Raw genomic sequence first — 12300 nt, forward strand, 5'->3', positions numbered from 1 at the left:
AGGGCGGGGCTTGCAGCTGGATACTTTTTATACAGCAACGTTAAAAGTTGCTCGAAAAAGAATCAACGCCTACAATTTTTTTTGCTTCTTGCGCTACGTCAGTTTACTTACTACAAGTAATGGGTAGTATGTACGCCGGCTATTTCCTCAATCGTGAGGAGACAGCTACTTAATTTGAAAGTCCTTGAAGGGGAACACGATGAACAACGTTCTGAAATTCTCTGCTCTGGCTCTGGCCGCAGTTCTGGCTACCGGTTGCAGCAGCGCATCGAAAGAAACCGAAGCACGTCTGACCGCTACTGAAGACGCAGCTGCTCGCTCCCAGGCTCGTGCAGACGAAGCTTACCGTAAAGCTGATGAAGCTCTGGCTGCTGCTCAAAAAGCACAACAGACTGCTGACGAAGCTAACGAGCGTGCTCTGCGCATGCTGGACAAAGCTAGCCGCAAGTAATAATCCTTCGGGGTTGTTATCGAGCCGACCCGATTCTTCGGGTCGGCTTTTTTGTGCCCGACGCTTTTGCCCGGGCACAAAAAAACCCGCCGACGCTTAACGCATCGACGGGTTCGCGACTGGCGGCTTACTGCAAGTCGATCGGCGCACTCGAGACCATCGGCGCGGAAGTACCCGGCGTACCGATTTCGGTTGGCAGGCCATCTTCGGCCGCGACCACATCGCGCACCACGTCCCAATTCACCCGCAAGTTACTGGTGACGTCTTCACGCTTGAGCATCGCATTGATGACCGCGGTGTGTTTGTCGACCACCGACGGGTTGCCCTTGTCGTCGATCGGCGTGTGCGCTTCCAGATAGACCTTGCCGCCACTGCTGCCGAGCTTGTACGCATCGTTGATGATGCGCACCGAAGTCCCGACCGGGACCATGCTGGCCATCTCCAGCACGTTGTTGTTGAACATGCGGAAGCAGCCGTGGCTGGTGCGCATGCCGATACCGAATTTCTTGTTCGAACCGTGAATCAGGTAACCCGGCGTGCCAAGCGTGAACTTGAACGGCCCCAGCGGATTGTCAGGCCCCGCCGGCACGACATTCGGCAGCGGATCACCATCGGCGGCGTGTTCGGCCTTGATCGAGGCCGGAGGCGTCCAGGTCGGGTTCGGCGTCTTGGCGATGATCGAGGTATGAGCGATCGGCGACCCCCAACCCTCACGACCGATACCCAGCGGGAAGGTGTACACCACGTTCCGGCCTTTCGGGTAGTAGTAGAGGCGGTATTCAGCCAGGTTGATGACGATGCCCTCGCGCGGTCCCGGCGGCAGGATGAAACGCGTCGGCAACACGATTTCGGTACCGGCACCGGGCAGCCAGGCATCGACGCCCGGGTTGGCCGCGACCATTTCCGAATAGCCCAGGTCGTAGGTCGTGCCGAGATCGGCGAATGTGTCTTCGTACTTGGCTTTGATTACCTGCACCTGGCCGACGATGTCTTCGCCAGGCGGTGGCAGGGGAAGCTCCAATGCAGCAACGGGACCGGCCACACACAGGGCGGCAAGTGACAGGCAGCGGGTGACGGCAGGAAAGCGCGGCAACATCCGGAAAATCCTTCGCATGATCATCAAGGGTATAAGGGCGCGATTGTACACCGCACTTTGAAATTTCGGGGAGACTCAAGACCTGTGGCGAGGGAGCTTGCTCCCGTTGGACTGCGCAGCAGGCCCTCTTGGCTTTTCAGTCAGACAAGTATTCGGCAATTTTGCGACGGCTGCACTGCCGAGCGGGAGCAAGCTCCCTCGCCACAGGGGATTTGGGTGACGTCAAAGTTCGAAACGCAGCTCCGGCCAGATCGGCGACGTGCCGCGCTTCTGCGATTCGAGAATCGCCCGGCACAGCGAACACAGGCGCTGATCCTGAAACACCCGACGGTCCACGCTGGACCAGCGCGGCTGCGCTGGCAGCAGGCTGCCGCACAGGGTGCGATCGGCCGAGCCGCCGAGTTCCAGCTGACGCGTCACCAGATGCACCCGCACTTCCTGGCAGGCGAACAGGTCCAGCTGCTCGTCAGGCTCGATCAGTTGGTAGGCAAACAGGGACCAGGCAGGACGCGGCATCGGGGGCTCCAAATTAGGGGGCGCCACATTAGCCGAAAGCCTGCCACTAGAAAAGCCTCATAGCAGCGGTTTTAGCGTCGGCCAGACATTTTCCAGCAACTTGGCCTGAGCCCCGGCGGCCGGGTGCAGACCGTCGGCCTGCATCAAGTCCGGATGGCCACCGACGCCCTCGAGGAAAAACGGCACCAGCGGGATGTTTTTCGCGTCGGCGAGCTTGCCGTAAACCTCGGCAAAGGAATCGGTGTAACGCTTGCCGTAATTGGGAGGCAACTGCATGCCGAGCAAAAGCACTTTTGCACCGCTCTGGCGGGAACGATCGATCATCGAGGCAAGATTTTGTTGCAATTGTGTTGGCGGCATTCCGCGCAGGCCATCGTTACCTCCAAGTTCGAGGATCACCAACTCCGGCTTATGCTCTGCAAGCAGCGCCGGCAGCCGCGCCAGGCCTCCGGCACTGGTGTCGCCACTGATGGAGGCGTTGACCACTTTATCGTCGAAACCCTCCTGTTTGAGCCGTTGCTCCAGCAACGACACCCACCCAAGGCGGGTATCCAGTCCGAAACCGGCGCTGATACTATCGCCAACGATCAGGACAGTACCCGCCGCTGCGTTCTGGGCCATGCACATCAAGGCCAGACCAGCACTCAAAAACCATACACGCATCGGATTCTCCATGGGCGCAAGCATTCTCACCGCGAAGAACCTCAGCAAAGTGGTCCCTAGCGCGGAAGGTGAACTGACTATCCTGCACGAACTCAGCCTGGAACTGAACAAGGGCGACAGCCTGGCCATCGTTGGCGCGTCCGGTTCCGGCAAATCCACCCTCCTCGGCCTGCTCGCCGGGCTCGACCTGCCCAGCAGCGGCGAAGTCACCCTCGCCGGCCAGGGCCTGAGCAATCTCGATGAGGACCAGCGCGCACGTATTCGTGCCGAGCACGTCGGTTTTGTCTTCCAGTCGTTCCAGTTGCTCGACAGCCTCAACGCGCTGGAAAACGTCATGCTGCCGCTCGAACTCGATGGCCGCAAAGACGCCCGCGAACGCGCCACGCAATTGCTCCAGCGCGTCGGCCTCGGCCAGCGCCTGACCCACTCGCCGCGTCAGCTCTCCGGTGGCGAACAGCAACGCGTGGCCATTGCCCGGGCTTTCGCTGCCGAACCTGACGTGCTGTTTGCCGATGAACCGACCGGCAACCTCGACAGCCACACCGGTGAGCGCATCAGCGACCTGCTGTTCGAATTGAACAAGGAACGCGGCACCACTCTGGTGCTGGTGACCCACGACGAACGCCTGGCCCATCGCTGCCGGCGTCTGATCCGTCTTGAAGCCGGGCTGCTGGTCGCCCCTCTGGAGCCTTGATGGCACGTTTGCCGCTGTTACGCCTGTTCAGCCTTGCCCTTCGTCAACTCATCCGCGATGCCCGCGCAGGAGAGTTGCGCGTATTGTTCTTTGCGCTGGTGGTCGCCGTTGCGGCGAGCACCGCGATTGGCTACTTCGGTGCCCGCCTCAACGGCGCGATGATGCTGCGCGCAACTGAATTTCTAGGTGCCGACCTGGTGCTGGAAGGCAGCTCGCCGGCTCGCGAGGAGCAGATCCGCAGCGGCAGCGAACTGCGCCTGAATCATGCGCAGGTGGTGGAGTTTTCCAGCGTCATCGCCACCGACAACGGCATTCAACTGTCGAGCATCAAAGCCGTCGACCGCGCCTATCCATTACGCGGCGAGCTGAAAAGTGCGCCCGCCCCCTTTGCCCCTGAAGAAGTCGGCGGCGAGCCGCAACCCGGCGAAGCGTGGGTCGAGGCGCGCCTGCTGACGGCGCTGGATCTGAAGATCGGCGACAGCATCGATGTCGGCATGAAGACCCTGAAGATGACGCGCGTGCTGACCTATGAGCCGGACCGCGCCGGCAATTTCTACAGCCTGACGCCACGGGTGCTGATCAACCTTGAAGACCTCGCCGCCACCGGCGTGGTGCAGCCGGGCAGCCGCGTGAGCTATCGCGAACTGTGGCGCGGCGAACCCCAGGCGCTGGAAACCTATCGGGAACTGATCAAACCGGGCCTGGCCGCCAACCAGAGAATTCAGGATGCCCGTGACGGTAATCGACAGATTGGCGGTGCCTTGGGCAAGGCCGAGCGCTATCTGAACATGGCCAGTCTGGTCGCGGTGTTACTGGCCGGTGTGGCGGTAGCGCTGTCGGCCAATCGGTTTGCCAGTCGGCGTTTCGATGCCAGTGCCCTGCTGCGCTGCCTCGGTCTTTCACGCCGGGAAACGATGGTGCTGTTCAGCCTGCAACTCACCGCGCTCGGGCTGGTTGCCGCAATCAGCGGCGCCCTGCTCGGCTGGCTTGCGCAGCTGGGCCTGTTCGCCTTGCTGCATGATTTGCTGCCCAGTGATGTGCCACCGGGGGGCCTGTTCCCGGCCATCGCCGGAATCGGTACCGGACTGGTGGCGCTGGCCGGTTTTGCCTTGCCGCCACTTGCGGCACTGGGCCGGGTGCCACCGCTGCGGGTGTTGCGCCGCGACATGCTGCCGATTCCGTCGAGCACCTGGATGGTGTACGGCGCGGCGCTGGGTGCGCTGGGCCTGATCATGTGGCGCCTGAGCCTGGATCTGCTGCTGACGTTCGCTCTGCTCGGCGGTGGCGTGGTCGCTGCGCTGGTACTTGGCGGTTTGCTGCTGTTGCTGTTGCAAAGCCTGCGCCGGATGCTCGCCCGCGCCTCGCTGCCCTGGCGACTGGGCCTTGGGCAATTGCTGCGTCATCCGTTGGCAGCGGCCGGACAATCGCTGGCCTTCGGACTGATCCTCCTGTCGATGGCATTGATCGCCCTGCTGCGCGGCGAACTGCTCGATACCTGGCAGAACCAGTTGCCGAAAAATGCGCCCAATTATTTTGCGCTGAACATCCTGCCAGGGGATAAACAGGCTTTCGCCGATCACCTGATCAAGGTGTCCGCGCAAGCGGCGCCGCTGTATCCGGTGGTGCCGGGGCGACTGATCAGTATCAATGGCGAAGCGGTACAACAAATCGTCAGCAAGGATTCAGCGGGCGACCGCGCCATTCAACGCGACCTGAGCCTGACCTGGGCCGCGGACCTGCCGGCCGGTAACAAGCTCACCGCCGGTTCCTGGTGGAGCGGCCAGCCGTCCGACGATGTACCGGGCGTCTCGGTGGAAGGCAAAGTCGCCGAAAGCCTGAAACTCAAGCTCGGCGATCACATGATCTTCAATGTCGGTGGGGTCAATCGTGAAGCGAAGGTCACCAGCCTGCGCGAGATCAACTGGGATAACTTCCAGCCGAACTTTTTCATGATCTTCCAGCCCGGCACCTTGAAGGATCTGCCGGCAACCTACCTGACCAGTTTCTATCTGGCCCCCGGTCACGATCAGCAGATCGTCGAGCTGTCGCGGACCTTCCCGGCAGTGACCATCCTGCAGGTCGAAGCCTTGCTCGAACAACTGCGCAGTATCCTCGCCCAGGTCACCCTGGCGGTGGAATATGTGCTGTTGTTTGTGCTCGCTGCGGGGATGGCGGTGCTGTTCTCCGGCCTGCAGGCGACACTGGATGAACGCATTCGCCAGGGTGCGCTGTTGCGCGCGCTGGGTGCCGAGCGGCAGTTGCTGATCAAGGCGCGGCGTATCGAGTTCGGTTTGCTCGGCGCGGTCAGCGGTCTGCTCGCGGCGATCGGTTCGGAGGTGGTGAGTCTGGTGTTGTATCGCTACGCCTTCGACCTGCCGTGGCACCCGCATCCGTGGTTGCTGGTGTTGCCGTTGATTGGCGCAGCGTTGATTGGTGGCGCCGGTGTGTTCGGTACGCGTCGGGCATTGAACGCGAGCCCACTGACAGTGTTGCGCGAGGGTTGATAGACTCAAAGCCGTCTTAATCACAAGAAGTTGCCATGAGCCGCTATCGCCCTCCCCGCACCGCTGGCACCGCGCTGATCACCCCCGAGGGTGAAGCGCGGATGCGCGCTGAATTTCATGAGTTGTGGCATGTGCGTCGCCCGCAAGTCACGCAAGCCGTCAGTGAGGCGGCGGCACAGGGTGACCGTTCGGAAAACGCCGAGTACACCTACGGCAAGAAAATGCTGCGCGAAATCGACAGTCGTGTGCGCTTTCTCACCAAACGCCTGGAAGCACTCAAGGTAGTCAGCGAAAAACCCAGCGATCCGAACAAGGTCTACTTCGGCGCCTGGGTGACCATCGAGGACGAAGGCGGCAAGCAATCGCGCTACCGCATCGTCGGTCCGGATGAACTGGATCTGAAACAAGGCCTGATCAGCATCGACTCGCCACTGGCTCGCGCGTTGATCGGCAAAGCGCTTGACGCGGAAGTCCGGGTACAGACGCCGACCGGCGAGCAGTTCGTCTATATCGTCGCGATCGAATACCCGTAAGCCGAATCAGCGGCGAGTGATCAAACCCTGCCGCGCAACGCGGGTCAGTTGCTTGATCATGTCAGGCGCCTCTTCTGCGCTGGGCGCCTGAATCACCGCCAGATCGAAACTGTCGCTGGCAAAACGCGCCAGCGACTCGCCGTCATCAACAAACTGGATCAGGAAGGCGGCAGGACCGCCGCTGCGACGTGGCCAGCCATCGAGATAACGCAACAGCGTCGGCTGGTGTTTGCCGCCCAGGAGAATTTTCGGGTTGCGCTGGGTGATATGAGCCGTGATCGGCGCGGGACGTGCTGGAGGGCGTAGTGCATTCATCGTGTCGTGTCTCTGCCTCAAAAGTCTGCATGGCAGGTGAGAGGCAACACCGAACCAGCGCTTTAGCGGTATTTCGAAGCCCTGTTACGGCTTCTGACGGTAACTGATCGAGTTACCTGGCGCCCCGCAAGTAGCTGTTTAAATCGGCGCATGAGCAACATCCTAGATAACGTGACCGACCAGTGTCAAGAATCAGCCGCAACAAAAAAGGCCCGCACAATGCGGGCCTTGGGCTTGAGCCAGAGCGCTTAACCGGCGATGGCGCGATCCGCCGAAAGCTTGCCGGCGCCTTCGATCAGTACTGCAATGCTGCCGGCCAGCAGGGCCAGGGCGAACTCATAACCGTTGTTGGCCATGAACAGACCGTTGCCGATGTGTACCGAGAAGATCGCCACCAGCGAAAGGAACGCCAGACCCAGTGCCGCCGGGCGCACCAGCAGGCCGATGATCAGCGCCAGACCGGCAAAGAACTCGGTACCGCCGGCCAGCGACGCCATCAGGTAGCCCGGGGTCAGGCCGATGCTCTCCATCCATTGCGCAGTGCCGGCCAGGCCGTAGCCGCCGAACAGACCAAAGAGCTTTTGTGCACCGTGCGCGGCGAAGATGACGCCGACAGCGATACGCAGAACAGTCAGGCCGTAACCGGCACGGGTGAACAGAACCTTGTTGATCAGAGAACTCATGGGGCATTCCTTGTTGTGCAGAAGTGTTGTGTGTTTGGGTTGGTCGCTATATTAATCAGTTTATTTTATGCTTAAAGCGCAAAAATTGCGCCATAACAATCTAATTATTAGATTATTTCCGTGTGACCACTTTTTGTCCGCGCGGCTCCAGCGACTCCCGCTCCCGGTCGAATGCCAAGTAATACTTGTTGACGCTATTAACATAGCTGACGGCGCCCATTCCCACCTGCTCCATGGCAATGCGCTCGACCTGGAAGAACCACTGGTTCGGATTCAGGCCGCGTCGCCGCGCTTCGGCACGCATGCCCTGCACGCGCTCCGGGCCGATGTTGTAGGCGGCGAGCGTGAAGGCCATGCGTTCACGCTCATTGAGTTTCGGGCTGTTGAAGAACTTGCGACGGATCATCGCCAGGTACTTGGCCCCGGCCTGCACATTGGCATCGAGATTCTGAATATTGCTGACGCCGACCCGTTGCGCCGCGGACGGCGTGATCTGCATCAGCCCGGTCGGGCCGCTGCCACTGCGGGCGTTGGGTTGCAGGCGCGATTCCTTGAACGCCAGCGCCGCCAGATTCAGCCAGTCCATGTTCTGCGCGTCGGCGTGCTTCTGCAGGGTCGGACGCAGTTTTTCCAGACGCTGGCGATCGGCCTTGGCCAAGGGGTAATGGACTTGATACAGGCGGCGATAAATGCGCAGAAACGCGGCATCTTCGTTTGACGGTTTCTTGTAACCGGTGAGGAAGCGGTCGATGCTCGCACGCAACATCGACGCGTCGCGCCGCACGAACCAATGCTCTTCGCCCGGTTCGCCGAGGTTCAGCTGCCGGTCGAGGCGCAATTTGGGCAGGATCTTGCCCCAGCGCTCGGCAATCGGTTGCTCGACGATGGTCAGGTGGAAAATGCCGCCCTGCACCATCTCCAGCACGTCCTCTACCGCCAGTGTCGGATCGACCCATTCGATATTGATCGGCGCCAGCTTGTGCAGCGCCAGTTTCTGATTCAACTGGCTGACCGCCTCCCCCGCCGCGCTGCCGGTGGGCAACGCGAGGGTTTTCCCGGAGAGCTGCTCGACCTTGGTGTAACGCCGCTCGCCTTTGATGCCGACCAGCACCAACGGCACATTGCTGGCGATCGGTTCACTGCTGGACACCGCATAGCCCGACGGCAAATCGAGCAACTCGCCGGGCGCGACCATGTCGCCCTCGCCACGCTGCAAGGCGCCGAGCAATTGATCCTTGGCTTTGGGGATAATCTTGAGGGTGACGTCCTGACCATCGCGGGCATGGCCATTGAGGTATTGCTCGAACGCACGCAAGCGATGGTATTCGACACCGATGGCCTGGCCCTGAACTTCGCCAGAGCTGTTGCGGCTCTGATTGACCAGCACCCGCAACACGCGGCTGCTGCGAATCTCGGACAGGTCGCGGACCTTGGTCGCCGGCACGGCTTGCAGCGGCCCGGGCAAGCGGGCGAGCACCGGCATCGGCAGCAGCAACGCGCCACACAACAGCAGCAAAACCGAGGGACGATGCATCCACTCTCCGAAAAGAATACGGGCGATTTGCGCGTACAACCGTGGCGAAATCACCGAGGAAAACAGAGCGCTCGGAGCGCTGGTAAAGTGCGAAAGACTGGCACAGTGATGGCATCACCGCCACCCCCGGTCTCTCGCGGCCTCAACAGACAGCCATAAGCCGTTGTAGTTCTTGGCTTTTCTTATAAATCTACAGCTCTGATATGCTTTCCGGCCTTCGGCCCGAGGTAGCACCATGCAACTCATCGATATCGGCGTCAACCTGACCAACCCCAGTTTCGCCGACAAACACCAGGCCGTGCTAGACCGCGCCTATGCCGCCGGGGTCTGCCAGCTGGTGCTGACCGGCACCAGCGTCGAGGGCAGCGAACAGGCGCTTGAACTGTGCCGGCAACTCGATGACAGCGGTCAGCGACTGTTTGCTACCGCCGGCATTCACCCGCATTCGGCCAGCGACTGGAATGCCGACAGTGCACGGCGCCTGCGCAGCCTGTTGCAGGAAGGCAATGTCGTTGCAGTGGGCGAATGCGGGCTGGACTTCAATCGCGACTTCTCGCCGCGCCCGCAACAGGAGAAAGTCCTCGAGGAACACCTGGCGTTGGCGGTCGAGCTGCAATTGCCAGTGTTCCTGCATGAGCGTGATGCCAACCAGCGATTGCTGGAGATCCTCAGGGATTACCGCGATCAGTTGCCCGCGGCCGTGGTGCATTGCTTCACCGGCGAGCAAAAAGCCTTGTTCAGCTACCTTGATCTGGACTTGCACATCGGCATCACCGGCTGGATCTGCGACGAGCGCCGCGGCACGCATCTGCATCCGCTGGTCAAAGAGATCAAACCGGGACGGCTGATGCTGGAAAGCGATGCGCCGTATCTGCTGCCGCGCACGCTGCGGCCGAAACCGAAAAACGGTCGCAATGAGCCGGCGTATCTGACTGAGGTGTTGCGCGAGGTGGCGTTGCATCGCGGCGAGACCGAAGAAGCGCTGGCGGCGCATACCACCGCATGTGCCCGGACGTTCTACGGTTTGCCAATCGTTTCCTGACACCACCGAATCCCATTGTAGGAGTGAGCCTGCTCGCGATAGCGGTGGGTCAGTTGCTTACAGCATTGACTGACACACTGCTATCGCGAGCAGGCTCACTCCTACAGAAAAGCAGGGCAGCGGCGTCTGTTGACTCATATCAAGGTCTTCTCATCTGGATAGCGGCACAATAATGGCACCTTGCCAAAACTGTTTCCGCTATCAGAGAAGACCTCCATGGGTGCCTGGCTTAGCAATATCTCGCTGAAATACAAATTCTGGGCGGTCAACGCGGTCGCCTTTGTCACCACCCTGCTGCTGGTGTTGTACGCCGTCCAGCTTGAACAACAGGCCCGCAGCCACGCCGCGCAGGCCTCCGCTCAGGCGCAGGCGCAACTGCTCAAGGCCTGGCCGCCAGAGCGGGCGCTGCCCAAATCCGCTCAGGTGCTGACTTTCAAGCGCGGTGAAGCACCGCGTCTCAACGATCAACCGCTGCTGGAAATCAGCGGCAGCAACGGCTGGAATGCCATCAATGAAATGCCGCTGTTCGGCGACAACCCGTTAATGGGCGCCGAGGTATTCAGCCGCGCCGATGGCGAACAAGTGGCGGTCATCGCCTACGCCCCGAGCCTGAGCCAGGTGTTCAGCGAGCGCTTCGCCAACTACGCATTCGCGGTGTTTATCCTGATGCTGGCGATGCTCGGCGCTTCGCAATTGCTGATCCGCTTTCTGCTCAGCCAACTCAATACGTTGAAAGACGTCATGCTCCACGTCGAAAAAACCGGCGACCTCTCGGCCCGGGTGCCGTTGGCGGGCAAGGACGAGGTCGGGCAGATGACCAATGCCTTCAATGCGATGCAGGCCGGTTATCAGCGTGTGGTCACGACCGTCGCCAACACCGCGCGGCAACTGGACGTCGGTGCGGCACGGCTGGCGTCGAGCATGAACGAAGTGCGTCACGGCATGCTCGGCCAGCAGAGCGAGACCGATCAGGCCGCCACCGCGATCAACGAGATGACCGCCACCGTCTATCACATCGCCCAGCACGCCGGTGCCACCCGCGATCTGTCAAAGACCGCCGACGGCCTCGCCGGCAGCGGCCAACAGGTAGTGGCGCGCGTACAGCAGTCGATTACCGGGCTGTCGAGCGGCGTGCAGCAGACCGCCGAGATGATTCAACGGATGGCCGAGGACAGCCAGAAAATCAACGGCGTGGTCAGCGTGATTCACAGCATCGCCGAGCAGACCAACCTGCTCGCGTTGAACGCCGCCATCGAAGCCGCCCGCGCCGGCGAGATGGGCCGCGGTTTTGCGGTGGTTGCCGATGAGGTGCGCAATCTGGCCAAGCGTGTGCAGACCTCGACCGATGAAATCACCACCATGGTGTCCGCCCTGCAGGCCGGCACCCGCGATGCAGTGGACTTCATGCAGGAGAGTTCGTACAAGGCCGACGACTGCGTGCAACAGGCGCAGGAGGCCGGTGAGGCATTGGCTGACATCACCGGGGCGGTGGCACAGATGCGTGAGAGCAACACGCAGATTGCCGTGGCGGCGGAGCAGCAGAGCCAGGTCGCCGAGGAGATGAACCGGGCGGTGGTGAGTATTCGCGATGTGACTGAAAACACCGTACGGCAGACGGTGGATTCGGCGACGACGAGCAGTGAGTTGGCGACGTTGGCTGGGGCGCTTAACAAGGCGATAGGTCAGTTGAAACTTTGATGACGCCATCGCGAGCAGGCTCACTCCTACAGGGGGAATGCGTTCCAAATGTAGGAGTGAGCCTGCTCGCGATGGGGCCAGATTGGGCAACATCCAATTTGTCCATTGCCCCTATCACTTCAATAGCCAACCTTGATTCGCCGCCCTCCTCGCCCGCGCCTATTCTTCAACCATGAGTTCAAACATGGATCAAGGAGTAGCAACATGGGCAAACGTCACCCCAACCTTCCCGCGTGGCAATGGCGCGCCTACCCGGGCAATCACCAGCATCCGACCAATCTGGTGCTGCACCTGATTGCCGTGCCGCTGTTTATCGTGGCCTTTCTGTTGATCGTGTCGGGGGTGTTCAGCCTGAGTCTGGCCAGCGTCGCCATCGGCGTGATCGGTATCCTCGCGGCGCTGGGTCTGCAGCGCCACGGCCACAGCCTGGAGGCGCAAGCCTCCGAGCCGTTCAGTGATCGTAAAGACGCGGTGTCACGCTTGCTGGTCGAGCAGTTCCTGACTTTCCCGCGCTTCTTGCTCAGCGGCGGTTGGTGGCGCGCCTGGCGTGAGCGTCACCGTCGGCATTGAG

13 protein-coding genes are annotated in these 12300 nt (G+C 61.1%); 7 read left to right on the forward strand and 6 right to left on the reverse strand.

Features of this window, described 5'->3' with window-relative positions:
- Positions 1–199 precede the first annotated feature (199 nt).
- Positions 200–451, forward strand: coding sequence for an outer membrane lipoprotei OprI (gene oprI / locus HU739_RS20705; protein ID WP_003199355.1), 252 nt, complete (start codon positions 200–202; stop codon positions 449–451).
- A gap of 127 nt (positions 452–578) precedes the next feature.
- Here the strand turns inward: oprI and HU739_RS20710 are convergent, their stop codons facing one another.
- The 3 genes from HU739_RS20710 to HU739_RS20720 form a co-directional block, all read right to left on the reverse strand.
- Positions 579–1547 carry a L,D-transpeptidase family protein gene (locus HU739_RS20710; RefSeq protein ID WP_186547084.1) on the reverse strand — a complete coding sequence of 323 codons (969 nt, stop codon included), beginning with the start codon at positions 1545–1547 and terminating at the stop codon, positions 579–581.
- Between the two features lie 222 nt (positions 1548–1769).
- Positions 1770–2063 carry a hypothetical protein gene (locus HU739_RS20715; RefSeq protein ID WP_003226812.1) on the reverse strand — a complete coding sequence of 98 codons (294 nt, stop codon included), beginning with the start codon at positions 2061–2063 and terminating at the stop codon, positions 1770–1772.
- 57 nt (positions 2064–2120) lie between these two features.
- A complete protein-coding gene (locus HU739_RS20720) occupies positions 2121–2726 on the reverse strand; it encodes an arylesterase (RefSeq protein WP_186547083.1) in 606 nt (201 codons plus the stop codon).
- A 10-nt stretch (positions 2727–2736) separates the two neighbouring features.
- Here HU739_RS20720 and HU739_RS20725 point away from each other — a divergent pair, with 10 nt between their 5' ends.
- The 3 genes from HU739_RS20725 to greB are packed head-to-tail and all read left to right on the forward strand — an operon-like array spanning position 2737 to position 6457.
- Positions 2737–3420 carry an ABC transporter ATP-binding protein gene (locus tag HU739_RS20725; RefSeq protein WP_016770883.1) on the forward strand — a complete coding sequence of 228 codons (684 nt, stop codon included), beginning with the start codon at positions 2737–2739 and terminating at the stop codon, positions 3418–3420.
- Entirely contained in the window at positions 3420–5924 is a 2505-nt protein-coding gene (locus tag HU739_RS20730) for an ABC transporter permease (RefSeq protein WP_186547082.1), read from the forward strand. The genes HU739_RS20725 and HU739_RS20730 overlap by 1 nt, the downstream gene beginning before the upstream one ends.
- Before the next feature lie 35 nt (positions 5925–5959).
- Positions 5960–6457, forward strand: a complete 498-nt coding sequence (greB, locus tag HU739_RS20735; protein ID WP_186547081.1) for a transcription elongation factor GreB — start codon at positions 5960–5962, stop codon at positions 6455–6457.
- Between the two features lie 6 nt (positions 6458–6463).
- Here greB and HU739_RS20740 read toward each other — a convergent pair whose 3' ends face one another.
- The 3 genes from HU739_RS20740 to HU739_RS20750 form a co-directional block, all read right to left on the reverse strand.
- Positions 6464–6772, reverse strand: a complete 309-nt coding sequence (locus tag HU739_RS20740) for a class I SAM-dependent methyltransferase (protein WP_186547080.1) — start codon at positions 6770–6772, stop codon at positions 6464–6466.
- 248 nt (positions 6773–7020) lie between these two features.
- Positions 7021–7455 carry a DoxX family protein gene (locus HU739_RS20745; protein ID WP_186547079.1) on the reverse strand — a complete coding sequence of 145 codons (435 nt, stop codon included), beginning with the start codon at positions 7453–7455 and terminating at the stop codon, positions 7021–7023.
- Between the two features lie 112 nt (positions 7456–7567).
- The gene (locus HU739_RS20750; protein ID WP_186547078.1) at positions 7568–8989 is read right to left on the reverse strand and encodes an MltF family protein; all 1422 of its coding nucleotides are present in this window, start codon (positions 8987–8989) and stop codon (positions 7568–7570) included.
- A gap of 235 nt (positions 8990–9224) precedes the next feature.
- Here HU739_RS20750 and HU739_RS20755 point away from each other — a divergent pair, with 235 nt between their 5' ends.
- From HU739_RS20755 to HU739_RS20765, 3 genes are all read left to right on the forward strand, one after another.
- Entirely contained in the window at positions 9225–10031 is an 807-nt protein-coding gene (locus HU739_RS20755; protein ID WP_186547077.1) for a TatD family hydrolase, read from the forward strand.
- Between the two features lie 216 nt (positions 10032–10247).
- On the forward strand, positions 10248–11729 hold the full coding sequence (locus tag HU739_RS20760) for a methyl-accepting chemotaxis protein (protein ID WP_186547076.1): 1482 nt from the start codon (positions 10248–10250) through the stop codon (positions 11727–11729).
- Positions 11730–11933: 204 nt separating this feature from the next.
- Positions 11934–12299 (forward strand): DUF962 domain-containing protein, encoded by a 366-nt coding sequence (locus HU739_RS20765; protein ID WP_186547075.1) that lies wholly within the window; start codon positions 11934–11936, stop codon positions 12297–12299.
- Position 12300 lies beyond the last annotated feature (1 nt).

This window comes from Pseudomonas hamedanensis, assembly GCF_014268595.2.
In the GTDB taxonomy this organism is placed as follows: Bacteria; Pseudomonadota; Gammaproteobacteria; order Pseudomonadales; family Pseudomonadaceae; genus Aquipseudomonas; species Aquipseudomonas hamedanensis.